Annotated in this window: 26 protein-coding genes; 18 read left to right on the top strand and 8 right to left on the bottom strand. The window is 72.1% G+C overall.

Translation table 11 applies throughout. The features are described 5' to 3' along the window. Positions 1-15 precede the first annotated feature (15 nt). Positions 16-1173, bottom strand: coding sequence for a TIGR03364 family FAD-dependent oxidoreductase (locus HNR13_RS03610; RefSeq protein ID WP_179604487.1), 1158 nt, complete (start codon positions 1171-1173; stop codon positions 16-18). A gap of 168 nt (positions 1174-1341) precedes the next feature. Between HNR13_RS03610 and kynA the strand changes: the two genes are divergently transcribed. From kynA to purQ, 6 genes are read left to right on the top strand one after another with little or no spacing between them, the layout of a single operon-like run. After that, complete coding sequence (kynA, locus tag HNR13_RS03605; RefSeq protein WP_179604486.1) at positions 1342-2202, top strand: tryptophan 2,3-dioxygenase; 861 nt, start codon at positions 1342-1344, stop codon at positions 2200-2202. Then, positions 2199-3281: an amidohydrolase family protein gene (locus tag HNR13_RS03600; protein ID WP_179604485.1), complete on the top strand. Its 1083-nt coding sequence runs from the start codon at positions 2199-2201 to the stop codon at positions 3279-3281. Before kynA ends, HNR13_RS03600 begins: the two co-directional genes overlap by 4 nt. Beyond that, complete coding sequence (locus HNR13_RS03595; protein ID WP_179604484.1) at positions 3278-4633, top strand: kynureninase; 1356 nt, start codon at positions 3278-3280, stop codon at positions 4631-4633. The genes HNR13_RS03600 and HNR13_RS03595 overlap by 4 nt, the downstream gene beginning before the upstream one ends. Then, a complete protein-coding gene (locus HNR13_RS03590) occupies positions 4630-5481 on the top strand; it encodes a PaaX family transcriptional regulator (protein ID WP_179604483.1) in 852 nt (283 codons plus the stop codon). Before HNR13_RS03595 ends, HNR13_RS03590 begins: the two co-directional genes overlap by 4 nt. A 43-nt stretch (positions 5482-5524) precedes the next feature. Beyond that, positions 5525-5782, top strand: a complete 258-nt coding sequence (purS, locus tag HNR13_RS03585) for a phosphoribosylformylglycinamidine synthase subunit PurS (RefSeq protein WP_179604482.1) — start codon at positions 5525-5527, stop codon at positions 5780-5782. Beyond that, positions 5782-6480 (top strand): phosphoribosylformylglycinamidine synthase subunit PurQ, encoded by a 699-nt coding sequence (gene purQ, locus HNR13_RS03580; protein ID WP_179604481.1) that lies wholly within the window; start codon positions 5782-5784, stop codon positions 6478-6480. The genes purS and purQ overlap by 1 nt, the downstream gene beginning before the upstream one ends. 66 nt (positions 6481-6546) lie before the next feature. Here purQ and HNR13_RS03575 read toward each other — a convergent pair whose 3' ends face one another. Further along, complete coding sequence (locus tag HNR13_RS03575) at positions 6547-7341, bottom strand: MmyB family transcriptional regulator (protein WP_179604480.1); 795 nt, start codon at positions 7339-7341, stop codon at positions 6547-6549. A 76-nt stretch (positions 7342-7417) separates the two neighbouring features. Here HNR13_RS03575 and ilvD point away from each other — a divergent pair, with 76 nt between their 5' ends. Continuing rightward, positions 7418-9283 (top strand): dihydroxy-acid dehydratase, encoded by a 1866-nt coding sequence (gene ilvD, locus HNR13_RS03570; RefSeq protein ID WP_179604479.1) that lies wholly within the window; start codon positions 7418-7420, stop codon positions 9281-9283. Positions 9284-9371: 88 nt separating this feature from the next. On the opposite strand, the gene HNR13_RS03565 is transcribed toward ilvD, so the two are convergent. Further along, positions 9372-9740 carry a TfoX/Sxy family protein gene (locus HNR13_RS03565; protein ID WP_179604478.1) on the bottom strand — a complete coding sequence of 123 codons (369 nt, stop codon included), beginning with the start codon at positions 9738-9740 and terminating at the stop codon, positions 9372-9374. A gap of 64 nt (positions 9741-9804) precedes the next feature. Between HNR13_RS03565 and HNR13_RS03560 the strand changes: the two genes are divergently transcribed. Genes HNR13_RS03560 through purL form a run of 3 tightly spaced genes read left to right on the top strand, consistent with a single transcriptional unit; the run spans position 9805 to position 13545 of the window. Next, the gene (locus HNR13_RS03560; RefSeq protein WP_343063440.1) at positions 9805-10392 is read left to right on the top strand and encodes an RNA polymerase sigma factor; all 588 of its coding nucleotides are present in this window, start codon (positions 9805-9807) and stop codon (positions 10390-10392) included. Beyond that, positions 10389-11171, top strand: coding sequence for a hypothetical protein (locus tag HNR13_RS03555; protein ID WP_179604477.1), 783 nt, complete (start codon positions 10389-10391; stop codon positions 11169-11171). The genes HNR13_RS03560 and HNR13_RS03555 overlap by 4 nt, the downstream gene beginning before the upstream one ends. 55 nt (positions 11172-11226) lie before the next feature. Further along, entirely contained in the window at positions 11227-13545 is a 2319-nt protein-coding gene (gene purL / locus HNR13_RS03550; RefSeq protein WP_179604476.1) for a phosphoribosylformylglycinamidine synthase subunit PurL, read from the top strand. Between the two features lie 66 nt (positions 13546-13611). On the opposite strand, the gene HNR13_RS03545 is transcribed toward purL, so the two are convergent. Beyond that, positions 13612-14523, bottom strand: coding sequence for an EamA family transporter (locus tag HNR13_RS03545; RefSeq protein ID WP_179604475.1), 912 nt, complete (start codon positions 14521-14523; stop codon positions 13612-13614). Positions 14524-14579: 56 nt separating this feature from the next. Next, positions 14580-16697: a transglycosylase domain-containing protein gene (locus HNR13_RS03540; RefSeq protein WP_179604474.1), complete on the bottom strand. Its 2118-nt coding sequence runs from the start codon at positions 16695-16697 to the stop codon at positions 14580-14582. A gap of 194 nt (positions 16698-16891) precedes the next feature. On the opposite strand from HNR13_RS03540, the gene HNR13_RS03535 reads away from it, so the two are divergent. From HNR13_RS03535 to HNR13_RS03520, 4 genes are all read left to right on the top strand, one after another. Next, the gene (locus HNR13_RS03535; RefSeq protein ID WP_179604473.1) at positions 16892-18079 is read left to right on the top strand and encodes an LLM class flavin-dependent oxidoreductase; all 1188 of its coding nucleotides are present in this window, start codon (positions 16892-16894) and stop codon (positions 18077-18079) included. A gap of 29 nt (positions 18080-18108) precedes the next feature. Then, positions 18109-18804, top strand: a complete 696-nt coding sequence (locus HNR13_RS03530; RefSeq protein ID WP_179604472.1) for a CE1759 family FMN reductase — start codon at positions 18109-18111, stop codon at positions 18802-18804. 68 nt (positions 18805-18872) lie between these two features. Next, positions 18873-20288, top strand: a complete 1416-nt coding sequence (locus HNR13_RS03525) for a DUF2252 domain-containing protein (RefSeq protein ID WP_179604471.1) — start codon at positions 18873-18875, stop codon at positions 20286-20288. A gap of 76 nt (positions 20289-20364) precedes the next feature. Beyond that, positions 20365-21843: a glycosyltransferase gene (locus tag HNR13_RS03520; RefSeq protein WP_179609101.1), complete on the top strand. Its 1479-nt coding sequence runs from the start codon at positions 20365-20367 to the stop codon at positions 21841-21843. A gap of 38 nt (positions 21844-21881) precedes the next feature. On the opposite strand, the gene HNR13_RS03515 is transcribed toward HNR13_RS03520, so the two are convergent. Beyond that, on the bottom strand, positions 21882-22301 hold the full coding sequence (locus HNR13_RS03515) for an organic hydroperoxide resistance protein (protein WP_179604470.1): 420 nt from the start codon (positions 22299-22301) through the stop codon (positions 21882-21884). A gap of 101 nt (positions 22302-22402) precedes the next feature. On the opposite strand from HNR13_RS03515, the gene HNR13_RS03510 reads away from it, so the two are divergent. Next, positions 22403-22681, top strand: a complete 279-nt coding sequence (locus HNR13_RS03510) for a hypothetical protein (protein WP_343063437.1) — start codon at positions 22403-22405, stop codon at positions 22679-22681. A gap of 37 nt (positions 22682-22718) precedes the next feature. Here HNR13_RS03510 and HNR13_RS03505 read toward each other — a convergent pair whose 3' ends face one another. Next, entirely contained in the window at positions 22719-23642 is a 924-nt protein-coding gene (locus tag HNR13_RS03505; RefSeq protein WP_179604468.1) for an SDR family NAD(P)-dependent oxidoreductase, read from the bottom strand. A 3-nt stretch (positions 23643-23645) separates the two neighbouring features. Then, positions 23646-23960, bottom strand: a complete 315-nt coding sequence (locus tag HNR13_RS03500; protein WP_179604467.1) for a chorismate mutase — start codon at positions 23958-23960, stop codon at positions 23646-23648. A gap of 92 nt (positions 23961-24052) precedes the next feature. On the opposite strand from HNR13_RS03500, the gene HNR13_RS03495 reads away from it, so the two are divergent. The 3 genes from HNR13_RS03495 to HNR13_RS03485 all read left to right on the top strand — a co-directional run bounded on the left by HNR13_RS03495 (position 24053) and on the right by HNR13_RS03485 (position 26312). Then, positions 24053-24517, top strand: coding sequence for an SRPBCC family protein (locus HNR13_RS03495; RefSeq protein WP_179604466.1), 465 nt, complete (start codon positions 24053-24055; stop codon positions 24515-24517). Further along, positions 24514-24954, top strand: a complete 441-nt coding sequence (locus tag HNR13_RS03490; protein ID WP_179604465.1) for a MarR family winged helix-turn-helix transcriptional regulator — start codon at positions 24514-24516, stop codon at positions 24952-24954. The genes HNR13_RS03495 and HNR13_RS03490 overlap by 4 nt, the downstream gene beginning before the upstream one ends. Positions 24955-25028: 74 nt before the next feature. Next, entirely contained in the window at positions 25029-26312 is a 1284-nt protein-coding gene (locus HNR13_RS03485) for a GNAT family N-acetyltransferase (RefSeq protein WP_179604464.1), read from the top strand. Positions 26313-26367 lie beyond the last annotated feature (55 nt).

Raw genomic sequence — 26367 nt, 5'->3', positions numbered from 1 at the left:
GCGGGACGGGCGGGATCAGTGCGAACGCGCGGCGCCCGCCGCGGTCAGCACTCCGGGTGCGGTGGCGAACAGCTCGTCGACGACCCGGTCGGCGAGACCGAGCCCGGAGGTCATGCCGACGCCGGAGGTGACGGAGACCACGCGCACCGACGGCGCGGGCGAGGATACGAGGAAGTCGTCGGGGGCGGAAGCGTGGATGCCCTGCCAGCGCTCGACCACGCGCACCCGGTCGAGGCCGAAGAGCGCGCGAACGCTGCCGAGCAGCAGGTCGAACGCGAGCTCGGACTGGAACGGCGGCACGTCGTCGCCGAGCCGGCGGGCGGCCCCGACGATGAGCGACCCGTCCGGACGCGGCGCGAACACCTGGTCCACGTCGTGGGCGGCGAGGTCGGGGCGCTCGGCGGCGAGCCGGTCGCGGACGGCGTCGGCGCTCGGGGCGCCGGCGAACCCGGCGGCGCGGATCAGCGACCAGCCGGTCAGCACGGGAGCCGCGAGCGGGCGTTCGAGGTCGGCCTCGACGAGCATCATGTCGAGCCCGCAGCGCTGGATGCCGTGCGCCTCGGCGATCCCGGGGAACAGCCGGTCCACCTCGTGGTCGACGGCGACGACGACCGCGTCGGCCGACACCCGCCCGCGCGAGGTGTGCACGCGGCCGGTCTCCACGCCGGTCACCGTGGTGTGCCAGAAGAAGTCGACGCCGTGCGCGTCCAGCCAGCGGGCGATCGCCGGGGCGGCCTCGCGCGGGTCGACCTGGAGGTCCGCCGGCAGGAACGCGCCGCCGGTCGCGACCCCGTCGGCGACCGGGATGCGCTCGCGCACCTGGCCCGGGGTCAGCAACCGGACGTCCTGGGGGCCGCGGGCGTCGCGGAACTCCTCGAGCACGGCGAGCTCGTCCGGGGCCTGCGCGACGACGACCGTCCCCGACTCGCGCAGCCAGAAGCCGGCCTCCACGGCCAGGGTCAGCCACAGCTCGCGACCGAGGTCGGCATAGGCGCGGGCCTCGCCCTCCTGCGCGGTGATGGAGAGGTGGCCGAAGTTGCGGACGGAGGCGCCTTCGACGGTGGAAGCGCGGTCCACGACGGCCACGGTCAGGCCGCGCCGCAGGGCCGCGACGGCGTGCCCGAGCCCGACGATGCCCCCGCCGACGATCGCGAGGTCGTAGTGCCTGCCCATGCCCGTCTCCCGTCCGCAGGAAGTCCCGCGACGAACCTAGGATCCGGCGACGACGGAGGCGGCAACTCCGGGTAACCGGCCGGTGAACGGCAGTGAACGTCCGCGTGCCGGGCGGCGCGCGACTCGGTAGCTGTTGCACTTCCGTGACGATCGGCGCAGAATCGCAACATGACGTCGAACCAGAACACGCGCGAGTTCGATCCGGACATCGTCACGGACTTCCGCGAGCGCATGTCGTACGGGTCCTACCTGGACCTCGCCACCCTGCTCAGCGCGCAGAAGCCGGTGAGCGTCCCGGAGCACCACGACGAGCTGCTGTTCATCATCCAGCACCAGACCACCGAGCTGTGGCTCAAGCTCGTGCTGCACGAGCTGGAGTCCGCGCGCGACCTGCTCCGCGCCGACGAGCTGCAGCAGGCGCTCAAGCGCATCGCCCGGGTCAAGCACATCCAGAAGACGCTCACGGAGCAGTGGTCGGTGCTCGCGACGCTCACCCCGACCGAGTACGCCCAGTTCCGCGGGTTCCTCGGCAACTCCTCCGGCTTCCAGTCGTACCAGTACCGCGCGGTGGAGTTCGTGCTCGGCAACAAGAACCGGCGCATGCTCTCGGTCTTCCGCGACGACCCGGCCGCGCTCGCGCTGCTCACCGAGCTGCTGGAGGCCCCGAGCGTCTACGACGAGTTCCTGCGCTACCTGGCCCGCGCAGGGCACGCGGTGCCCGCGTCGCTGCTCGACCGCGACGTCACCGAGGCGCACGTGTTCACCCCCGAGCTCGTGCCGGTGTTCCGCGACATCTACGAGCACGCGGCGGAGCACTGGAGCGAGTACGAAGCCTGCGAAGAACTGGTCGACCTGGAGGACAACTTCCAGCTCTGGCGCTTCCGCCACCTCAAGACCGTGCTGCGCACCATCGGCATGAAGACCGGCACCGGTGGCTCCACCGGCGTCAGCTTCCTGCAGAAGGCCCTCGACCTCACCTTCTTCCCCGAGCTCTTCGCCGTGCGCACCGAGATCGGCGCCCCGGAATGAGCGACGGCGAGCGCGCACCGGACCGGCCGCTCCAGGTGGACGCCGTCTGGACCGGGACCGCGTTCGACGGCCCGCGGGCCTTCCGCGTCGACGGCGAGCGCCTCGTCACCGCGCCCGCGGGTTCGACCGCCGCGCTCCCGCTCGGCGGCACGCTCTTCCCGTCGCTGACCGACCACCACGTCCATCTCGGCCTCGTCGACCCCGGCGCGCTCTTCGCGGGCGGCATCACGCACGCCGTCGATCTGGGCTGGATCCCGGACGTCGCGGCCTCCTGGCTGGCCGACGACCCCGCCCTCCCGGCGGTCGCGATCGCGGGCGCGCTCCTCACCGCGCCCGGCGGCTATCCCGTCCGCTCCGGCTGGGCTCCGGAGGGCGCGGCGGCGGAGGTCGGCGGCCCGCGCGAGGCCGGGGATGCGGTGCGGAGACAGGTCATGCTGGGAGCCTCCCGCATCAAGGTCGCCCTCAACACCGATGCCGGCGAAACCGTGGACAACCCGACTCTGGCCGCGATTGTGGAGGACGCCCACGCCGCCGGCCTCCCGGTCGTCGCGCACGTCCAGGGCCCGGGTCAGGCCGCCCGCGCCGTCGAGGCCGGCGTCGACCAGCTCGCCCACACCCCGTTCACCGAGCGTCTGGACGACGCCCTCATAGCGGAGGCGGTGCGCCGCGGGATGACCTGGATCAGCACCCTCGACATCCACGGCTGGGGCGTCCCGACCGAGCACCACCGCATCGCCGTCGACAACCTCCGCCGCTTCATCGCGCAGGGCGGACGCGTGCTGTACGGCACGGACCTCGGCAACGGCGACCTCCCGGTCGGCGTGAACGCGCGCGAGCTCGCGGCCCTCCAGAAGGCCGGACTCACCCGCACGGACCTCGTCCGCGCCATCGCGGGCGACCAGCCCGCCACCGCGCCCGGCCCGCGCGTCGCCTGGGTCCCCACGCCGCCGCCCGCCGACGACGACGACCTCCCCGCCTGGCTCGCCACCGCCCGCGGACTGCGCGTCCCCGATCTCCTCACCCTCCCCGGCCTCCTCACCCTCCCCGCCCGCCGACCGCTTGGACAGGACCTCCCATGACCGACATCCCCGACGACCTGTTCGCCTACGACCCCCTCGACGACGAGGCGACAGCGGCCGACACCGACATCCTGGTGGGCGACCCGCTCGCCGCCGCGCGCGCCCTCGACGCAGCCGATCCGCTCGCGCACTACCGCGAGCGCTTCGTCGGAGTCGCGGCGGCAGGCGCGGCGGGCGCGCACAGCGCGCCCGACCTCGGCGCCGCGTCGCCGGTCGTCGCCTACTTCGACGGCAACTCGCTCGGGCGCCCCACCCGCGCGAGCGTCGAGCGCGTGCACCGGTTCCTCGTCGAGGGCTGGGGCGGGCGGCTCATCCGCGGCTGGGACGAGGAGTGGATGGAGCTGCCGTTCCGCATCGGCGACGCCCTCGGCGAGACCGCGCTCGGCGCCGCGACCGGCCAGGCCTTCATCGGCGACTCCACCACGGTGCTGCTCTACAAGCTCGCCCGCGCCGCGGTGGACTCCCTCCCCGAGCGCAGCGAGATCGTGCTGGACACCGACAACTTCCCCACCGACCGGTACGTGCTCGACGGCATTGCGCGCGAGCGCGGGCTGTCGCTGGTCTGGATCGAGGCGGACACCGAGTCGGGCGTCACGGCGGAGCAGGTCGCCGCGGCGGTCGGCCCGCGCACCGCGCTCGTGGTCCTCAGCCACGTGGCCTACCGCTCGGGCTTCCTCGCCGACGCGCGCGCGATCACCCGGATCGTCCACGACGCCGGAGCGCTCGTCCTCTGGGACCTCTGCCACTCGGCCGGCTCCGTCCCGGTCGACCTCGACGACTGGGACGCGGACCTCGCCGTCGGCTGCACCTACAAGTACTTGAACGGCGGACCGGGCTCGCCCGCGTTCGGCTACGTCAACCGCCGCCTCCAGCGCCGGCTCACGCAGCCGATCCAGGGCTGGATGGGCGTCCGCGACGTGTTCCTGATGGGTCCGGAGTACCAGCCGGCCGACGGCATCCGCCGCTTCATCTCCGGCACGCCGCCGATCGTCGGGATGCTCGCCCTCCAGGACACGGTCGCCATGATCGGGGAGTGCGGGATCGACGCCGTCCGCGCCAAGTCCGTCGACCTCACGACCTTCGCCGTGCGGCTCGCCGACACCTGGCTGACGCCGCTCGGCGTCACGCTCGCGAGCCCGCGCGACCCGGCCCAGCGCGGCGGGCATGTCACCCTCAGCCACCCGGCGATGCGCGAGGTCACGGCCCGGCTGTGGGAGCGCGACGTCATCCCCGACTACCGCGACCCGGACGGCCTCCGCATCGGGCTCTCCCCGCTGAGCACGAGCTTCGAGGAGGTCGCGGTCGGGCTCGCCGCCGTCCGCGACGTGCTCGGCGAGCTGATCACCGAATGAGCGCACCGGTCGAAGAGCGGGCGACCGAGCCGGGCCGCGAGGACCTCGAGGCCCGCAGCGGCTCGGCCACCGCCGTGCTGCGCACCGTGGTCGGCAGCACGCTGCGTCCGATCGGCGGCTGGATGAGCGCCGCGGGTGCGGTGGAGCTGATGGCCGCGCTCGGCGTGCCCGCCGCCACCGCGCGCTCCAGCCTCGCCCGGCTCTGCGCGCGCGGCGTGCTCGTCCGCCAGCCCAGGGACGGCACGGCCGGCTATGCGCTCGACCCGGCCGCCGTGCCGATGCTGGAGCGCGGCGACGCCCGGATCTTCGGCGAGCGCACGGCGCCCGCCTCCTGGTGCCTGGTGTCGTTCTCGTTCCCGGAGCATCAGCGCTCACAGCGGCACCGGCTGCGGCGGACCCTCGCGGCGCTCGGCTGCGGCACGGTCGCGGACGGCCTGTGGATCGGGCCGGCGGCCCTGGAGCCGGAGCTGGCCGACGTCGCGCGCGCATTCGGCGCCGACCTCTTCACCGGCGCCCGGCCGGCCGCCGACCTGGCCGACGGGCTCCCGCGCTGGTACGACCTGGACGCGATCGGCGCCCTGCACACCGCCTTCCTCGACCGGTTCGGCTCCGTGCGGGCGCCCACCGACGACCGCGAGGCCTTCGCGCTCTGGATCCGGCTGCTCGACGAGTGGCGGGTCATCCCCTACCGCGACCCCGGCCTGCCGGCGGCCGCCCTCCCCGCGGACTGGCCGGGCGGCGCCTCCGCCGCGCTGTTCGCGCGCCTGCACGCGGAGCTCGCAGGCCGGGCGCTCGCCTTCGCGGCCGAGACCGCCCGCGCGGACCGAGCGCCCTCCGCCCCACGGTAGAATCGCTGTGGCCCGGATGCGCGAGTGGAGCGGAGATCACCCTTTGTCGACGATCGTTGTGGAAGTCATGCCCAAGGCTGAGCTGCTCGACCCCCAGGGCAAGGCCGTCGCCGGCGCCCTGGCCCGGATCGGCAAGGGCCAGTTCTCGGGAGTCCGCGTCGGCAAGCGGTTCGAGCTGACCGTCGACGGCCCGATCGACGACGCCACCCGCGCCGCGGTCACCGAGATCGCGAACGAGATCCTCTCCAACTCGGTCATCGAGGACGTGGTGGGCATCCACTACCCGGGCGAGGACGCCTGATGCGCATCGGCGTCATCACCTTCCCCGGTTCGCTGGACGACCGGGACGCGCTGCGCGCCGTCCGCATCGCCGGCGGCGAGCCGGTCGCGCTCTGGCACGGCGACCACGACCTGCAGGGCGTCGACGCCCTCGTGCTGCCGGGCGGCTTCAGCTACGGCGACTACCTGCGCTGCGGCGCCATCGCCTCCCTCTCGCCGATCATGACCGAGGTCGTGGACGCGGCGGGCAAGGGGATGCCGGTGCTCGGCATCTGCAACGGCTTCCAGATGCTCGCCGAGGCGCACCTCGTCGCCGGCGGCCTCATCCGCAACGACCACGGCAACTTCATCCGCCGCGACCAGCACCTGATCGTCGAGAACGCGGACACCCCGTGGACCAGCGGCTTCGAGCAGGGCCAGGAGATCGTCATCCCTCTGAAGAACGGCGAGGGCGGCTTCATCGCGTCCGCCGAGGAACTGAAGCGGCTGGAGGGCGAGGGCCTCGTCGTCTTCCGCTACACCGGTGTGAACCCGAACGGCTCGCTGGACGACATCGCGGGCGTCCGCAACGAGCGCGGCAACGTGGTCGGCCTCATGCCGCACCCCGAGCACGCGGTCGAGCCCGGCTTCGGCCCCGACACCGCTGCCGCGATGCGCTCCGGCGTCGACGGCCTCACCTTCTTCACCAGCGTCATCCGCTCCACTCTCATCGACGCCTGAGCTGCCGAGTACGCCCGAAATGAGGCGAAAACGCTCGAGTACGCAGAGGATTCGCGTACTCGGCGGTTAGCCGAGGCGGGTGTAGACGACGAGCCGCAGGTCGGGGTGGTCGGTCGGCGCGAGCTGGTGGTGCTCCAGCGCGACCTCGCCCTGGCGCGGGTGGTGGAAGCGGCGCTCGCGGGACGCGAAGCCGCGGATGTCGTAGCGCTCCCACGCCGCCCGGAACGCCGGGCTGGCCTCCCGCAGCCGCTCCACGAGCGCGCGCACGGCCGGGTCCCCCGCGCGCGTCCCCGTCTCGGCGCGGAACTCCGCCAGGAAGCGCGCGCTGGTCTCCTCCCAGTCCGGCAGCAGCTCCCGCACGGCCGGGTCGGTGAACACCAGCCAGAGCAGGTTGCGGTCCTCGCGCGCCACCCGGGCCACGTTCGGGTACAGCTCCGCGTACGCCGTGTTCCAGCCGGCGATCCCCCAGTCGGGCGCGAGCGCGAACGCGGGATTGGCGCCGAGCGCGTCGAGGAGACGCTGCACGTGAGCCGGCGCGTCCTCCACCGGCCGGGTCGGCGCCAGCGCCGGGAGGCCGAATCCGGCGAGCGAGAGCAGGTACTCGTGCTCGGGCGGCGTGAGCCGCAGCGTGCGGGCGACGGCGTCGAGCACCGAGCGGGACGGGTTGATCGGGCGGCCCTGCTCCAGCCAGGTGTACCAGGTGACGCTGACGCCGGACAGGTAGGCGACCTCCTCGCGGCGCAGCCCGACGTCGCGCGCGCGGCCGACCGGCGGGAGGCCGTAGTCGGCGCGGGGCGCCTGCTCGCGCCGGCTGCGGAGGAAGCGTCCCAGCTCGCCGCGGCGGTCGTCCTGATCGGTCACGCGTCGATACTAGTGCTCCCACTACTAGTAGTGACGCCGCCTTCCGCTCCCGCGGACGCGCCCGCACGATGGGATCATGCCAGCCCTCCGTTCCCGCACTGTCACCCACGGCCGCAACATGGCCGGCGCCCGCGCACTGCTGCGCGCCGCCGGCGTCGCCCGGGAGGACTTCGGAAAGCCGATCGTCGCCGTCGCGAACAGCTTCACCGAGTTCGTCCCCGGCCACACCCACCTGCAGCCGGTCGGCCGCATCGTGTCGCAGGCCGTGCAGGCCGCGGGCGGCATCCCGCGCGAGTTCAACACGATCGCGGTGGACGACGGCATCGCCATGGGCCACGGCGGGATGCTGTACTCGCTGCCGTCGCGCGAGCTGATCGCGGACTCGGTCGAGTACATGGTGAACGCGCACTGCGCGGACGCCCTGGTCTGCGTCTCCAACTGCGACAAGATCACCCCGGGCATGCTGCTCGCCGCGCTGCGCCTGAACATCCCGACCGTCTTCGTCTCCGGCGGGCCGATGGAGGGCGGCCGCACGGTGCTCGTGGACGGCACGGTCCGCAAGCTCGACCTCATCTCGGCGATGGCCGACTCCGCGAACGATGCCGTCTCCGACGAGGACCTGCTGCGCGTCGAGGAGGCCGCCTGCCCGACCTGCGGCTCGTGCTCCGGCATGTTCACCGCGAACTCGATGAACTTCCTGGTCGAGGCGCTCGGCCTCGGCCTGCCGGGCAACGGCTCCACCCTCGCCACGCACACCGCCCGCCGCGCGCTCTACGAGAAGGCCGGCGCGACCGCCGTCGAGCTCGCGCACCGCTACTACGACGGTGAGGACGAGTCGGTCCTCCCCCGCTCGATCGCGACCCGCGAGGCGTTCGGCAACGCGATGGCGCTCGACATCGCGATGGGCGGCTCGACGAACACGATCCTGCACCTGCTCGCCGCGGCCCGCGAGGGCGGCATCGACTACGACCTCGACGACATCGACCGGCTCTCCCGCCGGGTCCCCTGCCTGAGCAAGGTCGCGCCCAACGGAGCGGCCCTCGTGGAGGACGTGCACCGCGCGGGCGGCGTGCCCGCGTTGCTCGGCGAGCTCGACCGCGCGGGCCTGCTCGACCGCGGCGTGCACAGCATCCACGCGTCGTCGCTGGAGTCGTGGCTGGCCGACTGGGACATCCGCGGCGGCTCGGCGACGGCCGAGGCGATCGAGCTGTTCCACGCCGCCCCGGGCGGCGTGCGGTCGGCGCAGGCGTCGTCGCAGTCCGCGCGGTGGGAGTCGCTCGACACGGACGGCGCCGGCGGCGTGATCCGGGATGTCGAGCACGCGCACTCGGCGGACGGCGGCCTCGCTATCCTCCGCGGCAACCTCGCGCCGGACGGCTGCGTGGTGAAGACCGCGGGCGTCGACCCGAGCATCCTGGTGTTCTCCGGCCCTGCCGTGGTGGTCGAGTCGCAGGAGGAGGCGGTCGACGCGATCCTGACCAAGCGAGTGCAGGCCGGCGACGTGGTCGTGGTGCGCTACGAGGGCCCGCGCGGCGGCCCGGGGATGCAGGAGATGCTGTACCCGACGTCGTTCCTGAAGGGCCGTGGCCTCGGCGCGAAGTGCGCGCTGATCACCGACGGCCGCTTCTCCGGCGGCACGTCGGGCCTGTCGATCGGCCACGTCTCGCCGGAGGCAGCGGCCGGCGGCACGATCGCGCTGGTGGAGGACGGCGACACGATCACCATCGACGTCGCGGCGCGCAGCATCCGGCTGGAGGTGCCGGACGCGGAGCTCGACGCGCGGCGCGAGGCGCTGGCCGCGGGCCGCGGCTTCCGCCCGCTCGACCGCGAGCGGCCGGTGTCGGCGGCGCTGCGGGCCTACGCGGCGATGACGCTGTCGGCCGACCAGGGCGCGGCGCGGGATGTGGACCAGCTCACGCGCATCCCCGTCCCCACCCACTGAGCGCCGGTCAGCAGCACAGGGGTCGCAACACGCCGTTACAGCGCCACGCAAACGGCGTGTTGCGACCCCTGTGCTGCTTTTCGGGCGCTCACGGTCTGCGCGTGCGCGGCTTCTTCTCCTTCGGGGGCATCCGGCCGACCTGCTCCAGGGCGACGCCGATCCACTCCCGGAGGCGGTCGGGCTCGTCGCGCCAGGCGTCGGGGAGGGCGACGTAGCCGCCCATCGGCCGCTCGGCCGGCCCGTACGGCCCGGTGCCGTCGATCGCCTGCAGCTCCTCCCGCACGGCGTCGTCCGGGAGGCGCACCCCGACGCTCTCGCCGAACAGCCCGGCGAACATGTTGCCGTTCACGAACGCGCCCAGGTTGGCGAACATCGGTTTGACCTCCACACCGGGAGCGTCGGGGACCACCGAGCGGAACAGCTCCATCGTCTCCTGCGACGGTCGTGGGATCTGCATGGCGGCCTCCTCGGAGCCACCCTAGACGCGGGAACCGTTCCCGCGCATCGGACACTATGTGAGTGTGAGGGGATCTCTGCTCGACGAGCCTGATGTGCTCGAACGCGTGCGCGCCGACGACGCCGACGCGTTCGGGGTGCTGTTCGACCTGCACCACGACCGGGTGTTCCGCCAGGCGCTGCGGCTGACCGCCTCGGTGCACGACGCCGAGGACATCACGGCCGTGGTGTTCCTGGAGGCGTGGCGCCGGCGGGACGCCATGCGCGTCGTGAACGGGTCGGTCGTGGGGTGGCTGCTCGTGACGACGAACAATGTGTTCCGCAACCATCTGCGGTCGTCCCGCCGCTACCGCGCCGCGCTCGCTGCGCTCCCGGCCCCGGAGCCGGCCCCCGACCACGCGGGCACCGTCGACGACCGGCTCGACGGCGATGCGCGCCGCGGCGCCGTGCGAGCGGCGCTCGCGCAGCTCCCGCGACGCGACCAGGACATCCTCACCCTCTGCGTGCTCGAGGACTTCAGCACCGCGGCGGCCGCGGAAGCCCTCGGGATCGCCGCCGGAACGGTGAAGTCGCGGCTTTCGCGGGCGAAGGCGAAGCTCTCCGCCCTGGTTCAGGAGCAGGACCCCACGATCATGACGGGAGGCGCACGATGAACGGCGAGCCCACCTTCGACCCGCGCCGCAAAGCGGCGATCCGCGAACTGGTCGTGACCACGGCGGCGGACGGACGGTACGGCCGGGTGCGCAAACACACGGCGCTCGTAGTGACGCTGGTGCTGGTGGCGCTCGGGATCTCCGGCGGGAGCGTCGCGTACGCGCTCGGCTCGGGGTTGCTGGCGCCGGAGGCCGCGCCGACGCCGACGCCGAGCGCGAGCCCGACCGTGACGGCGACCCCCAGCCCGACGCCCCCCCCGGTCCCGACGCCGACAGCGACGCCCACGCAGGCACCGGCCGCCGAGGATCCCGCCGACCCCTCCACGTGGAGGATCGACGTCGACCGCATGGGCCCGGTCACCCTGGGCCGGCCGCTGGCCGACGTCAAGGCGGAGCTCTCCACCTTCTCCGATGAGACGGACCCGATCTGCCTGCCGTTCAGCCTCTACCTCGGCCTGCCGGACAGGACGACACTCCGGGTGATCGACGACAACGGTCAGGTAACGGCGGACACGATCGAGTTGCTCGGTCGCCCCGGTAACGACGTCTCACTCTCCCCGAAGACCGCGGAGGGAATCGGGCTGGGATCGACGGCCGAGGCTCTGGCGGCCGCCTATCCGGACCTCGTGAAAACGGGCGAGTACAACAACACCTCCGTGCAGTACACGCTCACCCGAAGCGATGGACGACGGATCATCTTCAAAGTGATCTCGGGCGAGGTGCAGGGCATCCAGATCGGCGCGGAGAGCTCGATGCCCCCGGAGCGCTGCCCCGCTTAACCCCCGGTAGAATGGCTCCCATCCCCCGCCACCGCCAGCAGCCTGGAGTGCCCGCGTGACCGACACCACCGTCCAGCATGTCGTCGACACCGTCGCGAACGCCGCCGCGACTCCGGAGAAGGAGCAGCCGTACGCGGCGCTCGGCCTCAAGGACGACGAGTACGCGCGCATCCGCGAGATCCTGGGCCGCCGCCCCACCTCGGGCGAGCTGGCGATGTACTCGGTGATGTGGTCGGAGCACTGCTCCTACAAGTCGTCCAAGATCTACCTGCGTCAGTTCGGCCAGAAGGTCTCGCCGGCGATGAAGAAGAACCTCATGGTCGGCATGGGCGAGAACGCGGGCGTCGTGGACGTCGGCGAGGGCTGGGCGGTCACCTTCAAGGTGGAGTCGCACAACCACCCCTCCTACATCGAGCCGTTCCAGGGCGCCGCGACCGGCGTCGGCGGCATCGTCCGCGACATCATCTCGATGGGCGCCCGCCCGGTCGCGGTCATGGACCAGCTGCGCTTCGGCCGCATCGACGACCCGGACACCGCGCGGGTCGTGCACGGCGTCGTCTCCGGCATCTCGTTCTACGGCAACTGCCTCGGCCTGCCGAACATCGGCGGCGAGACCTACTTCGACTCCGTGTACCAGGGCAACCCGCTGGTCAACGCGCTCTCGGTCGGCGTGCTGCGCCACGAGGACCTGCACCTCGCCAACGCGTCCGGCGCGGGCAACAAGGTCGTCCTCTTCGGCGCCCGCACCGGCGGCGACGGCATCGGCGGCGCAAGCATCCTGGCCTCCGACACGTTCTCCGAGGGCGGCCCGACCAAGCGGCCCGCCGTGCAGGTCGGCGACCCGTTCGCCGAGAAGGTGCTCATCGAGTGCTGCCTGGAGCTGTTCCGCGACAAGCTGGTGGAGGGCATCCAGGACCTCGGCGCCGCCGGCATCTCCTGCGCGACGAGCGAGCTGGCCTCCAACGGCGACGGCGGCATGTTCGTCGAGCTCGACAAGGTGCTGCTGCGCGACCCCACGCTCACGGCGGAGGAGATCCTCATGTCCGAGAGCCAGGAGCGCATGATGGCGGTCGTCAAGCCCGAGCTGCTGGACGCCTTCCTCGCCGTGACCGCCAAGTGGGACGTCGAGACGAGCGTGCTGGGCGAGGTGACCGAGAACGGCCGCCTGGTCATCAACTGGAAGGGCGAGGAGATCGTCAACGTCGACCCGCGCACCGTCGCGGTCGACGGCCCGGTCTACGAGCGCCCGGTCGCCTACCCGACCTGGATCGACGCCCTCCAGGCCGACAGCGCCAGCGTCCTGGCGCGCCCGACCTCCGGCGACGAGCTGCGCGAGCAGGTGCTGGCCCTGCTCGGCAGCGCCAACCTGGCCGACAAGAGCTGGATCACCGACCAGTACGACTACTTCGTCGGCGGCAACACCGCGCTGTCCTTCCCGGACGACTCCGGCATGATCCGCGTCGACGAGGAGAGCGGCCTCGGCTTCGCGATCGCGACCGACGCCAACGGCCGGTACTGCCAGCTCGACCCGAAGCAGGGCGCCAAGCTGGCGCTGGCCGAGGCGTACCGCAACGTCGCCGCTTCCGGCGCGGTGCCCGCCGCGGTCACCGACTGCCTCAACTTCGGCAGCCCGGAGAACCCCGAGGTCATGTGGCAGTTCTCGCAGGCGGTGGAGGGCCTCTCCGACGCCTGCCTGGAGCTGGAGATCCCGGTCACCGGCGGCAACGTGTCGTTCTACAACCAGACCGGCGACACCCCGATCTTCCCGACCCCCGTCGTCGGCGTGCTCGGCGTCATCGACGACGTCGCCCGCCGCATCCCGGCCGGCTGGCAGGACGAGGGCGAGAACATCTACCTGCTCGGCGTCACCCGCGAGGAGCTCGACGGCTCGGCCTGGGCCGGCACGGTCCACGGCCACCTCGGCGGACGGCCGCCGGCGGTCGACCTCGCGGCGGAGCGCACCCTGGCTGAGACGCTGCACGCGGCCTCGGTCGAGGGCCTGGTCTCGTCGGCGCACGACCTCGCGGACGGCGGCCTCGCCCAGGCACTGGCCGAGAGCGTGATGCGGTTCGGCGTCGGCGCGCGCGTCTGGCTCGGCGAGCTGCAGGAGCGCGACGGCGTGGACGCCGCGACCGCGCTGTTCAGCGAGTCCACGGCCCGTGTCATCGTCTCGGTGCCGCGCGAGGACGACGTGAAGTTCCGCGGGCTCTGCGAGGGCCGCGGCGTGCCGCTCCTCCGCATCGGCGTCACCGACGCCGAGGTCGGCGCGCAGCCGGTGCTCGAGGTGCAGGACCTCTTCACGGTCGGCCTGGAGGAGCTGCGCGGGGTGCACCGCTCCACGCTCCCCGAGCACTTCGGCCCGACGGTCGCCTAGCGCTGCTCACATTCGTGCCGAATGTCGCTTCTGGCGCCGCCAGAGTGGACATTCGGCACGAATGTGTCAGTCGGCCTGCCTGACCAGCTCGACCTGGCGGCGGGTGAAGAGGCGCACGCGCTGCTGCGTCAGCAGGATGCCGCAGAGGACGATCGCGGCGCCGACCGGCTCGTTCCAGCTGAGGTGCTCCCCGAGCACGAGGATGCCCAGCGCCACACCCACGACCGGCGTCACGTAGGTGACCCCGGACGTGGCGGTCGGCCCCCACGCGCGCAGCACGTTCATGTTCCAGATGTAGACCACGCCCGTGCCGAGCGCGCCGAGCGCCAGCAGGCTGAGCAGCACCGGCCAGCTGAATGTGATCGGCGACAGGGCCACCACCGGCGTCAGCAGCACCATGATCACCGCGGCGAGGCCGATGTTGAGGAAGGCGACGGAGTTCGTCGGGATGTCGCGGTGGCTGATGAACCGGCGGATGTAGCCGAAGCTGAACCCGTAGCAGGTGACGGCGCCCAGGCACGCGAGCTGACCCCAGACGCTGCCGGAGAGCGCCGCGATCGACCACGGCCCGACCACCACGACGACGCCGATCACGCCCACCAGCACGCCCAGCACCTGGTCCCGGTTGAGCCTCTCGACCCGGAACGCGGCGGTCGCCAGGATCGCCGTCGTGATCGGGGTGACAGCGTTGTAGATGCTGGCGAGGCTGGAGGAGACGTACTGCTCGGCCCACGCGAAGAGCAGGAACGGCACCACGCAGTACGTGATCGCGACCACCACGAAGTGCAGGTAGACGATTGGCTGCTTCGGCAGGCGGCTGCGCGTCGCCAGCACGATGATCCCGAGCGTCAGCGCCCCGAACACCAGGCGCGCCCAGGCCACCTGACCGAACGCGACGCCCTCCAGCGCCACCTTCATGAACAGGAAGCTGGCGCCCCAGACGAGACCCATGGCGACGAACTGCAGAGCGACCTTCACTCGTCGAGGCTACTGCCCGCCGCCGACGTCGACCGGCGGAAAACGGACCCGGGGGCTCAGTCGCGCACCGGTCGCGGGGAGGACTCCGGGAAGGCGTCGCCGGGGAGTGCCTTGTTCGCCGCCGTCATGTACTGCTTCCAGACCCGGTGGCGGAGCTGGTCGGCCTGGATGCCGCCCACCTTCGAGCGCCGCAGGGACACGTCCCCGTTGACGTTGCCGACCCAGACCGCGGTGGTCAGCCTGGTGGTGGAGCCCACGAACCAGGTGTCCTTCTCCGAGTCGGTCGTGCCGGTCTTGCCGAAGACGGGGATCCCGTCACCCGGGTTCGACGCCGACCCCGTGCCGCCGCGCACGACGCTCTGCAGGGCGGACGCCATCGTCGCGGCGACCTCCGGCGCGACGGCCTCCGAGCAGGCGCTCGCCGGCACCGGGAGCTCGGCGCCGTCCGGGCCGACGATGCGGTCGATCGCGATCGGCGCGCAGTACACGCCCTTGTTGGCGATGCCCGCGAACGCGGCGGCCATGCGCACCGGCGAGACCTCGTTGGTGCCGAGCACGTCGGACACGTAGGACGTGAGCGGCTTGCCGTCGGCGCGCTTGAGGCCGAACGCCTCCGCCGTCTTGCGGATCTCGCACTGGTCGAGCTTCTGCGCCATCGAGAAGTACGCGCCGTTGACCGAGCCGGCGGTCGCCGACCGCACCGACATGTTCCCCGGGCGCTGCGCGCTGTCGTTCTTGGGCGAGTAGGTGCCGGTCCCCGAGCCCTGGCAGCTGTCCTTGAACGTGGACAGGTTCATCGGGCGCGCGTCGCCGTTCACGGTGTCGTTGAGCGACCGGCCGTCCTTCAGCCACTCGGCGAGGGTGAAGACCTTGTAGGTGGAGCCGGCCTGGAACCCGCTCGACCCGCCGTAGTCGTAGTCCGCGCCGTAGTTGACGGCGGTGTTCTCGGCCGACGTCTCGTCCGGGTCGGCGTTGAAGTCCTTGTTCTGCGCCATCGCGAGGATGCGCCCGGTGCCCGGCTCGACCGTGACCAGCGAGGCGCCCAGGTCGAGCACGTCCGTCGCGTGCGGGACGTACGCGTCGACCGCCGCGACGGCCGCCGCCTGGAGGTCCAGGTCGAGCGTCGTGAAGATGTCGTAGCCGCCGCGGCTCAGGGTGCTGTGGCCGGAGTCCTTCGGGTCGGCGAGGACCTTCTCGTTCTCGATGACGCGCTGCACGTAGTCGCAGAAGAAGCCGGCGCCGAGCGGGTTGGCGGTGCGGCAACCCGTGGACGGCGGCGTGATGTTCGGCTCGATCTCGGTGGCGACGGCCTCGTCGTGCTGCGCCTGCGTGATGGCGTGCTCGCGCAGCATCGCGGCGAGGACGTCGTTGTCGCGGCGGAACCTGTTGTCGCCGATGTTCTCCGGGTCGTCGATGCGGAGGCCGTTCGGCTCGTTGACCGTGGCGACGAGGGTGGCGGCCTGGGCGAGCGTGAGGTCCGCCGCGTTCACGCCGTAGTAGTACTCGGCCGCGGCCTGGATGCCGTACACAGACCCGCCGAAGTGCGCGATGTTGAGGTAGCCGAGCAGGATCTGGTCCTTGGTGAGGGACTTCTCGAGCCCGATCGCGAGGCGCATCTCGCGGAGCTTCCTGTCCATCCCGGTCTTGGTGGCCTCCCGGTAGGCCGCCTGGCGCTCCGCCTTGTCGCGGATCGCCTCGGCCCGCTGGACGAGGATGTTCTTGACGTACTGCATGGTGATGGTCGAGGCGCCGGAGCCGACCTCCCCCGAGGCCGCATTGCCGATCGCCGCGCGCAGGGCCGACGGGATGTCGACACCGCTGTGCCGGTAGAAGCGCGGGTCCTCCGTCGAGATCAGGGCGTCCTTGACGTAGCCTGACACCTCGTCCCAGCCGACGTTCTTGCGGTTCTGCTCGTAGACGGACGCCAGGAGGACCGGCTCGCCTGCGCCGTTCCTCGCGTAGATGTCGGTCGTCTGCGCGAGCGCGTCGACCGTCAGCGCCTCCGGCATCGTCTCGAAGACGTGGATGCCGGCCCCTGTCGCGACGCCCGCGACGGCGACGACCGGCGTCACCATCGCGCTGACGAGCACTCCCGCGGCGACGCTCAGCGCGAGGAAGCCGGTCGCGGCCCCTGCACGTCGGCGCGCTGGATTGATGTTGTCGTTCTCCCCCATGAGTCCACCCTGCCGGACTCGTCTGGGAGATCGCTGATGTGTGATATACGCACGCCCGCGGGCGGAACGCCGATCCTGGTCTCCCCCGGCGCGGTGCGTCATGCTGGTGCCACCACCCGCCGGGAATACTTCCAGCTCGGTGTCGTTATATGCGTTTGCATAGATACGGCGAGAACGAACCTGAGGAGCCAGCAATGCAGTACGGAATCTTCTCCGTCAGCGACATCACCCGCGACCCGGTCTCCGGAGAGACCCCGAGCGAGGCGGAGCGCATCGACGCGATCGTGAAGATCGCCACCCACGCGGAGGAGGTCGGGCTGGACGTCTTCGCGATCGGCGAGCACCACAACCCGCCGTTCTTCTCCTCGTCGCCCACCACCCTGCTGGCTCACATCGCCGCCCTCACCGAGCGGCTGATCGTGACGACCTCCACCACGCTGATCACCACGAACGACCCGGTGCGGCTCGCGGAGGAGTACGCGATGCTCCAGCACCTGTCCAAGGGCCGCATGGACCTCATGCTCGGCCGCGGCAACACCGGCCCGGTGTACCCGTGGTTCGGCAAGGACATCCGCCAGAGCCTGCCGCTCGCGCTGGAGAACTACAACCTCCTGCACCGGCTGTGGCACGAGGACGTCGTGGACTGGGAGGGCAAGTTCCGCACCCCGCTGCAGGGCTTCACCTCCACCCCGCGCCCGCTGGACGACGTGCCGCCGTTCGTCTGGCACGGCAGCATCCGCACGCCGGAGATCGCCGAGCAGGCCGCGTACTACGGAAACGGCTTCTTCGCCAACAACATCTTCTGGCCGAAGGAGCACTACCAGCGCCTGATCGCCTTCTACCGCGAGCGCTTCGAGCACTACGGCCACGGCACCGCCAAGCAGGCGATCGTCGGGCTCGGCGGCCAGGCCTACATCGCCAAGACCTCGCAGGAGGCCAAGAGCGAGTTCCGCCCCTACTTCAACGAGGCCCCGGTCTACGGCAACGGGCCGACGATGGAGGAGTTCACCGACGCGACCCCGCTCACGGTCGGCAGCCCCCAGGAGGTCATCGACAAGACGCTGACCTTCCGCGAGTGGGCCGGCGACTACCAGCGCCAGCTGTTCCTGATGGACCACGCCGGCCTGCCGCTGAAGACGGTCCTCAAGCAGCTGGACCTGCTCGGCGAGGAGGTCATCCCGGTGCTCCGCAAGGAGACCGAGGCCCGCAAGGACCCGGAGACCCCCGAGGCGCCGACGCACGCGTCGCTGGTGAAGGCGAAGTACGGCGACGCCGCGCCGCGCCAGCCGCGCCCGAACGCCAACCGCGGCGACAACGTGACCGGGGCCTCCCCCTACCAGGACTCGGCCGACGAGTTCCAGGCGGAGTACCCGTCGCTCTGAGCGCCGGCGTCGAACGAGAGAAGGACATCATGACCAGCACCGACCAGCGCCCGTTCCGGGTGGTCGTCGTCAACGCGGGCGTCAGCGACCCGTCGTCCACCAAGATGCTCGCCGACCGCCTCGCCCTGCGGGTGGAGGCCGCCGCCCAGCGCGACGGCCACACGGTCGAGACGAAGAACCTCGACCTGCGCGAGCTGCTGCCCGAGCTGTCCGGCGCGCTCGCGTCGGGCCACCTCGGCCCGCGCTTCACGGCGGCGATCGAGGCCCTGGCGTCGGCGGACGGCATCATCGCGACGGCGCCGGTCTACAAGGCGGGCCCGAGCGGGCTGTTCAGCTCGTTCTTCCAGGTGCTCGACAACGACCTCCTGATCGCGAAGCCGGTCATCCTCGGCGCGACCGCGGGGACGGCCCGGCACGCGCTGGTCGTCGACGAGCAGATGCGCTCGATGTTCGCCTACCTCCGCACCATGACGGCTCCCACCTCGGTGTTCGCCTCGACGGAGGACTGGCAGGACAACGCCCTCGGCAAGCGGATCGACCGCGCCGCGCGCGAGCTGGTCGTGCTGATGGAGACCGGTGTGGAGGCCCGCATCAAGGACACGTCCTGGAACAGCTACCAGCACGAGTACGGCTCGGCCGGCGGCAACGAGCTCGGGATCGACCTGGGCTCGGACCTGATGCGCCTCGCTGCCGGCGGGACGCTGGGCGGCCCGGCGCGGAGCTGATCCGCAGCGTCATCGGCTGCTTCCCGCCGTAGGCTGGTGCCACGCACGAGCCGGGCGAGGAGCAGCCGATGACAGCCGAAGAGGGCCACCTCCGCCTCGACCACGAGGCGATCCACAGCGCAGCCGATCTCTTCCGGGCCGGAAAGGACGCCCGCTCGCGTCTCCCACGGAGCAGCCACGGCGAATACGCGCCAGCCGCCGATCGCGACCCCGTCGGCATCCTGAAGCGACAGCACCAGCACCGGGTGGCCGAGCTCATCCCGCTCCGCCTGGAGCGGATGACGGCGAACCCGTTCGCGTTCTACCGGGGATCGGCGGCGATCCAGGCCGCCGACCTCGCGCCAGAGCCGCGGACCGGCGTCGACGTCACCATCTGCGGTGACGCCCACATCGCCAACTTCGGGCTCTTCGCGTCGCCCGAGCGCAGTCTCGTCTTCGACCTCAACGACTTCGACGAGTCGGCCTACGGAGCGTGGGAGTGGGACCTGAAGCGCTTCCTGGCGAGCGTCGTGCTGGCGGCGCGCCAGCGCGGCTTCGGGGAGCCGGACATCCGGATCGCCGCCCTGGAGGCCGCCGCCGCCTACCGCATCGGCCTCCGGCAGATGACGCGGCTCGACGTCCTGGAGCGGTACTACGTCCGCGCCGACGTGACCAGGTTCCGGAGCGCCCTGAGCTCCCAGCAAGTGCTCGACCGGGCGATCGAGGCCGCGTCCCGGCGCACGTCAGCCCGGGTCGTCCGCAAGATCACGCAGCGCGGCGCGGACGGCGCGATGACGATCGTCGAGAACCCGCCGCGGCAGACCCACGTGCCCGAGGCGACCGAGCAGAACGTGCTCTCGATCCTCCGCAGCTACCTGGACACCGTCCCGACGGACATCGCGGTGCTGCTGTCGCAGTACGTGCCGACGGACGCCGCACGCCGCGTCGTCGGCGTCGGCAGCGTGGGAACGCGGTGCTACATCATCGTGCTCACCGGGCCCGCCGGCGAGCCGCTGGTGCTGCAGGTGAAGGAGGCGAGCGAGTCCGTCGCGGTCGAGTTCGGCGGGGCTCCCGCCGGGCGCTCGCCCGTGTTCGACGACCACGCCCACGACGACGAGCACGGCCATCGGGTCGTCGGCAACCAGCGCGTGCTGCAGGCCGTCAGCGACCCGTTCCTGGGCTACGCCAGGCAGGACGGGCACGCCTTCTACATCCGGCAGTTCCGCGACCACAACGTGTCGATCGACACGGAGGAGCTCGACTTCCGGCCGTTCGCCGACTACGTCGACGCCTGCGGCACCGTGCTCGCGCGCGCCCACGCGCAGTCCCCGAACGCGCCCTTCATCGCGGGCTACCTGGGGAGCGGCACGACGTTCGACGTCGCCGTGGTCGAGTGGGCCATTGCGTACGCCGACCAGGCGCACGCGGACTACCTGACGGTCCGCCAGGCGGTCGCCGACGGCGAGTTCTCCGCAGCGGCCGCTCCCGCACCGCTTTCCACTTAGTCGCACCGGTCCCCCGGGGCGGAACGCCCAGTAGTGTGGGGAGGGACGGAGGGGAGCCCGCGTGGACGTGCTGGGCGTGCTGGAGTGGATCGGCGTCATCGTGTGCCTGATCCTCGCGCTGACCGGGCTCATCCCGGTGATCGCGGCCGCGGCGACGTTCGTCGTCATCCCGTTCCACGCCTGGATCAACCACTACAAGAAGGCCGCCCCCTACCTCCCGCGCGTCGCCATCATCGTCCCTGCGTGGAACGAGGGCGCCGTGATCGGCGCCTCCATCGACCGGCTCATGGCGCTCGACTACCCCAAAGAGGCGCTGCGCATCTACGTGGTCGACGACGCCAGCACCGACGACACCCCGGTCGTCGTCGCGAACCGCGCCGAGCAGTACCCCGGCAACGTCTTCCTGCTGCGCCGCGAGCAGGGCGGCCAGGGCAAGGCGCACACCCTCAACCACGGCATCGAGCGCGTCCTCGCGGAGGACTGGATGGAGGCGCTCCTGATCATGGACGCCGACGTCATCTACCTCCCCGACTCGCTGCGGCGGATGACCAGGCACCTGGCCGACCCGGAGGTCGGCGCCGTCTCCGCCTACATCCGCGAGGGCAGCCGGGACCGCAACTACCTCACCAAGTTCGTGAGCGTGGAGTACGTGCTGTCGCAGCCGGCCGCCAGGCGCGCGCAGAACGTGCTCGGCGCGCAGGCCTGCCTCGCCGGCGGCGCCCAACTGCACACCCGCGAGAACCTGGTCGCCATCGGCGGCCGCGTGGACACCTCCACTCTCGCGGAGGACACCATCACGACCTTCGAGACGCAGCTGCACGGCAAGAAGGTCGTGTTCGAGCCGCACGCGCACGTGCTCGCCGAGGAGCCGCGGGCCGTCGACGCGCTGTGGAAGCAGCGGCTGCGCTGGGCGCGCGGCAACGTCTCCGTCACCGCCCGCTACTCGAAGGTCTGGTTCCGGCCCTCGCGTGTCCACCACCTCGGCGCGTGGACGTTCGGCATCGTCTGGTTCAGCCTGTGGCTGCTGCCGCTCATCATGGTGACCTCGGCGATCGGCCTCGCCGGACTGCTCTTCCTGCAGAACGAGCTGGCCGCGACCGTGTTCCGCGTCCTCTGGATCTCGGCGGCGCTCGCGTACCTGTTCGTGCTCATCCTGGGCTCGCTCACGGACGCGAAGACCAGCCGCAAGGAGCTCGGGCACATCCTGCTGTTCCCCGGGATCATCAACATGCTGGTGATGATCACTGCGCTGTTCCCGCCGGTGACCCTGGTGTGGCTGCCCGGCCTGTTCGGGATCACGCTGAGCACGGAGGCGCTGTTCGTCCTGACGCTCGCGATCTACATCTGGATCCCGTTCTCCATGGTCGTCGCCTGGCTCGCCCGCCGGTCGGAGCGCACGCGCGCGGGACGCTGGCTGGCGCCTGCGCTGATCTACCTGGCGGGCTACGGGTCGCTGCTCTGCGCGATCACCTTCGACTCGTACCTCAAGGAGCTGGCCGGCGCGGAGGCGCGCTGGGACAAGACCGAGAAGGTCGGGCGGGTCACCGCGAACTGAGCGGCCGGCAGGATCGAGTGGTCAGTCGGACCGAGCGGTCAGTCGACCAGCGTCAGCTTGACCGGGATGTTGCCGCGCGTGGCGTTGGAGTACGGGCAGACGTGGTGCGCCTTCTCCATCGTCTCCTCGGCGGTCTCCCGGCCGAGGCGCGGGATGTAGACGTCCAGCTCGACCGTGAGGCCGTAGCCGCCCTCGCCGTTGTCGCCGATGCCGACGCTCGCCGAGACGGCGGAGTCGCGCGTGTCGAGCTTGTGCGCGCGCCCGACGGCGTGGATGGCGCTGAGGAAGCACGCCGCGAAGCCGGCGGCGAAGAGCTGCTCGGGGTTGGTGCCCTCCCCCGAGCCGCCGAGCTCGCGCGGCGGGCGGGTGTCCAGGTCGAGCAGGTCGTCCTCACTGCGGACGTGGCCGTCGCGTCCGCCTCCCGTGGCGTGCGCGATGGCGGTGTAGGCGATGTCCATGCCCCCAGCCCACTCGACCGGACTGAGCGTCCGCTGTGAGCGCGCCCAGGATACTCGTGTAGTGGATTCGGGTAGCGTTGCCTGCGATGAGAGTGCACGGCGTGACGCAGACCACCGAGACCCGCGAGCTCACCGCGGAGGCGGACGACGCCCAGACCGCGCGGGCGCTCGTCGAGGAGCAGGTGCCGCAGGGATTCGAGCTGCTGCAGGTGCACAACGCGATGCCGCGCGGCGGGCGCGTCATCGCCACCGCGATCATCCGCGAGGCGGCCACCCGGCAGATCGAGGCGGACGGGCCCGACTACGCCGGCGCGCGCGACGCCCTGCGGGCCAAGGTGCCGGAGGGGGAGCGGCTGCTCTCGATCGTCGTCGACGACTGACGCCGGCGCTGCGGGGCCCCGGCCACGCCGACTCCGGTCAGGGGAGCGGGAACTCCTGATCCGACGCGGCCTCCAGCAGCGGCCACAGCCGGGCGCCGGTGCGCGGCGAGCGGGAGGACCGGGTGGCGCGCCCGTTCACGGGGACGCCCTTCGTGAGCGCGGCCGGCCCGAGGTAGTCGGCCCCGGTGACCGTGGGGTCGAGCACGGCCCGCACCGGAACCCACGCGCCGTGGTCCTTGCCCTGCGTCCACGCGGCCTGCAGGTTGTCGGCGAACCGCTTGACGCGGCCGGGCTGGTTGACGCCCCGCACGCCCGGGGTGCGGCCCGACGTCGAGTAACCGGGGTGGACGACCAGGCTGGTGACCCCGCTCCCCGCGGCGCGGAGCCGGCGGTCGAGTTCGAACCCGAACGCCTGCGCGGCGATCTTCGACCCGGAGTACGCTCGCCACGACGTGTACGACCGCTCGAGCTGGAGGTCGTCCAGCCGGAGCGAGCCCAGGCGGGTGGCCAGCGAGCCGAGGGTGACCACCCGGGCGCGCTCGGTGCGCTCCAGGGCCGGCAGCGCCCGGGCGACGAGCCGGAAGTGGCCGAGCACGTTGGTGGACAGCACCAGCTCGTTGCCGTACCGGTCGGTCCTGCGTTCGCGCGGCGGGTGCACCATCCCCGCGTTGAGCACCAGGGCGTCCACGCGCTCGCGTTCGAGGAGCGCGTCGGCGAGGGCGTCGATCGAGCCGCGGTCCGTGACGTCGAGCGGCGTCGCCTCCACGCGTGCGCCGCGCACCCGCCTGCGGATCGCGGCGACGGCGGCCTCGGCGTGCTCCGGATCCCGGCAGGCCAGCACCACGTGGGCTCCGGCGCGCGCGAGCTGTTCGCCGGTGAAGTAGCCGACGCCGGCGTTGCCGCCGGTGATGACGACCGTCCGGCCGTGGGCGTCGGGGAGCCCGGCGGGGTCCCAGGCCACCGCCTAGCGGCCGTTCTCTGACGCGATGCGCTCGTGGTGGTGGATGACCTCCGCCACGATGAAGTTCAGGAACTTCTCCGCGAACGCGGGGTCGAGGTGGCTCTCCTCCGCGAGCACGCGGAGCCGCTGGATCTGCTCCCGCTCGCGCTCGGGATCGGCAGGCGGGAGCCCGTGCTCGGCCTTGAGCGCACCGACCTGCTGCGTGAACTTGAACCGCTCCGCGAGCATGTGGATGACGGCCGCGTCGATGTTGTCGATGCTCTGCCGGATGCTCTGCAGCCGCTCCAGCGCCTGCACGGTCGACTCGTTCTCAGCCATGCTCCGACCCTACCGGGCGGAGGGTTGCGCGGACGACGACGAACGGTTTAGTCTATGCATAGATCATCTTCGCACAGAGAAAGGACAACCCCATGTGGACCACAGCGGAGACTGCGACGACCCCACTCCCCCGCGACCGGGTCTGGGAGGCCGTGCGCGACCTCCACACCGGCGCCCTGACCTATTCGGGAGCCGACGGCTTCGAGCTGCATGGGCCGTTCGCGGTCGGTACCGAGCTGACCGTCACCCCGGAGGGCCAGGAGTCCATCCGCTCCACCATCGCCGTCCTCGAACCGGGGCGCACCTACGCGGACGTGACCGAGTTCGGCGACGTGCGGCTGACCTTCCGCTACGACCTGGAGGATGGCCCGGGGGATGACACCGCGGGTGAGCCGGCGGGCACGGTCGTGCGCTACTCGCTCACCATCGACGGCCCGGGAGCGGACGCCGTCGGACCGGAGCTCGGGCCGCAGATCAGCGCCGACTTCCCCGAATCGCTCGCCGCCCTGCTGGCCGAGTCGGAGCGGCGGGCGGGACGGAGCAGACTGGACGCATGACGGACTTCCCCGAGGGCCCGGCGACCAGCCCGGGCTTCCTGCTCTGGCACGCGACCCTCCGCTGGCAGCGCGCGATGGTGGACGCACTGCGGCCGCACGACCTGACGCACGCGCAGTTCGTGCTCCTCGCCTCCACCTGGTGGCTGAACGGGCAGTCCGAGAGCCCCAGCCAGGCCCGGCTGTCCGAGCAGACCGGCTCGGACCCGCGGATGACCTCGGAGATCGTGCGGCGACTGGTCGCCAAGGGCCTGGTCGAGCGGGCGACGGACCCGGCGGACAGCCGGGCGAAGGTGCTGCGGGTCACGGCCGCCGGCGCGGCGGCGGCCGAGGCGGCGATCGGGTCGGTGGAGGCCGCCGACGCCGCGTTCTTCGCAGCGGCCCAGCGGGCCGCGCCCGGCGTGCTGCTGCCGGTGCTGCACGCGCTGGCGGATCGCTGACGGCGGGCCCGCTGCCGCGTCCCGCGCCCGGACGGTCCTGGTCCGGCGTCGCATCGCCCCGATACGGTGGAGCAATGACCGACACGCACCTCACCGCAGCCCTGGACGAGCGATCCGCCACCGACCTCGCCGGGTCCGGACTCCGGCTCGCGCTGGTCGACCCGACGGACACCGCCGCTCTCGACGCGTGGATCGTCGCCGACTTCCGCGGCTTCCACGGCCGCCGGCCGACGGCAGAGGTCCTCGCGGAGGCCAGGAAGAACTTCGGCGGGCGCCGCACGACGGCGGTGTACGACGAGGGCGTGACCACGCCCGTCGGCACGGTCAACTCCTGGGTGGCGCCGCTCACCGTCCCGGGCGGAGGCGCGCTCGACACCTGGGCGATCAGCTCCGTGACCGTCGCTCCCACGCACCGGCGTCGCGGTGTGGCGACGGCGCTGCTCGGCGCCGAGCTGCGCACCGCGCACGCGCTCCGCGTCCCCGCCGCGATCCTCACCGTCTCGGAGTCCACGATCTACGGCCGCTGGGGCTTCGGCCCCGCGACGTTCGCGACCGGCTGGAGCGTCGACGCCAAGCGGGTGCGCTGGGCCGGCGGCCCGACGCCCGGGCGGCTGTCGTTCACCACGCCCGACGAGTACCGCGAGACGGGGTACGCGGTGCTGGCCGACGCCATGCGCGCCCGCCACGGCGAGATCGCGCTGGAGCCCTACCTGGCCGACCGCCTGCTCGGCCCGCTCACCGGCGACGACGACGAGGCGCGCTACCTGCTGGTCCGCTACGACTCCCCCGACGGGCGGCCCGAGGGGTTCGTCAGCTACCTCGTCCGCGGCGGCGAGGAGGACTTCTCCCGCCACGTGGTCGAGGTCAACTACCTGGCGGCCGCAACCGACGCGGCGCTCACCGCGCTGTGGCGCTACCTCCTGGAGCTGGACCTCGTCGCCGAGGTGAAGGCGTGGACCCGCGGGGTGGACGAGCCCGTGCAGCTGCTCGTCCAGGACATCCGCGGCGCCCGCATCACGAGCGAACAGGACCACCTCTGGGTGCGGATCCTCGACGTGCCGGCGACGCTGACGGCGCGGCGCTACGAGAGCGACGGCGACATCGTCCTGGAGGTGACCGACGGGCTCGGCTTCGCCGGCGGCCGCTACCGGCTGATCGTCGAGGACGGCGAGGCGCGGGTCGAGTCGAGCAGCGACGCCCCGGATGTCACGCTGCCGGTCGAGTCGCTCGGCAGCGTCTACCTCGGGCACGACCTGGCGCGCGGGCTGGCGCTTGCGGGCCGCATCCAGGGCGACGCCGAGGCGTTGGACCGCCTGTTCCGGACGGCCGTGCCGCCGCGGCTCAGTACGTGGTTCTAGCCAAGGCAGCCGGAATAGCGGGCGCGTTATTCCGGGTTGAGGGGCTCAAGCCGGA

Source organism: Leifsonia shinshuensis (assembly GCF_013410375.1).
Lineage (GTDB): Bacteria > Actinomycetota > Actinomycetes > Actinomycetales > Microbacteriaceae > Leifsonia > Leifsonia shinshuensis.
The sequence above is the reverse complement of the archived record's forward strand: the minus strand, read 5'-3'. Positions and strand labels throughout refer to the sequence as shown.

Excerpts from the sequence above, each read along its gene's own strand:
- HNR13_RS03610 (WP_179604487.1), bottom strand. The coding sequence starts at position 1,173 with ATGGGCAGGCACTACGACCTCGCGATCGTCGGCGGGGGCATCGTCGGG.
- kynA (WP_179604486.1), top strand. The coding sequence starts at position 1,342 with ATGACGTCGAACCAGAACACGCGCGAGTTCGATCCGGACATCGTCACG.
- HNR13_RS03600 (WP_179604485.1), top strand. The coding sequence starts at position 2,199 with ATGAGCGACGGCGAGCGCGCACCGGACCGGCCGCTCCAGGTGGACGCC.
- HNR13_RS03595 (WP_179604484.1), top strand. The coding sequence starts at position 3,278 with ATGACCGACATCCCCGACGACCTGTTCGCCTACGACCCCCTCGACGAC.
- HNR13_RS03590 (WP_179604483.1), top strand. The coding sequence starts at position 4,630 with ATGAGCGCACCGGTCGAAGAGCGGGCGACCGAGCCGGGCCGCGAGGAC.
- purQ (WP_179604481.1), top strand. The coding sequence starts at position 5,782 with ATGCGCATCGGCGTCATCACCTTCCCCGGTTCGCTGGACGACCGGGAC.
- ilvD (WP_179604479.1), top strand. The coding sequence starts at position 7,418 with ATGCCAGCCCTCCGTTCCCGCACTGTCACCCACGGCCGCAACATGGCC.
- HNR13_RS03565 (WP_179604478.1), bottom strand. The coding sequence starts at position 9,740 with ATGCAGATCCCACGACCGTCGCAGGAGACGATGGAGCTGTTCCGCTCG.
- HNR13_RS03555 (WP_179604477.1), top strand. The coding sequence starts at position 10,389 with ATGAACGGCGAGCCCACCTTCGACCCGCGCCGCAAAGCGGCGATCCGC.
- HNR13_RS03540 (WP_179604474.1), bottom strand. The coding sequence starts at position 16,697 with ATGGGGGAGAACGACAACATCAATCCAGCGCGCCGACGTGCAGGGGCC.
- HNR13_RS03535 (WP_179604473.1), top strand. The coding sequence starts at position 16,892 with ATGCAGTACGGAATCTTCTCCGTCAGCGACATCACCCGCGACCCGGTC.
- HNR13_RS03530 (WP_179604472.1), top strand. The coding sequence starts at position 18,109 with ATGACCAGCACCGACCAGCGCCCGTTCCGGGTGGTCGTCGTCAACGCG.
- HNR13_RS03525 (WP_179604471.1), top strand. The coding sequence starts at position 18,873 with ATGACAGCCGAAGAGGGCCACCTCCGCCTCGACCACGAGGCGATCCAC.
- HNR13_RS03515 (WP_179604470.1), bottom strand. The coding sequence starts at position 22,301 with ATGGACATCGCCTACACCGCCATCGCGCACGCCACGGGAGGCGGACGC.
- HNR13_RS03500 (WP_179604467.1), bottom strand. The coding sequence starts at position 23,960 with ATGGCTGAGAACGAGTCGACCGTGCAGGCGCTGGAGCGGCTGCAGAGC.
- HNR13_RS03495 (WP_179604466.1), top strand. The coding sequence starts at position 24,053 with ATGTGGACCACAGCGGAGACTGCGACGACCCCACTCCCCCGCGACCGG.
- HNR13_RS03490 (WP_179604465.1), top strand. The coding sequence starts at position 24,514 with ATGACGGACTTCCCCGAGGGCCCGGCGACCAGCCCGGGCTTCCTGCTC.
- HNR13_RS03485 (WP_179604464.1), top strand. The coding sequence starts at position 25,029 with ATGACCGACACGCACCTCACCGCAGCCCTGGACGAGCGATCCGCCACC.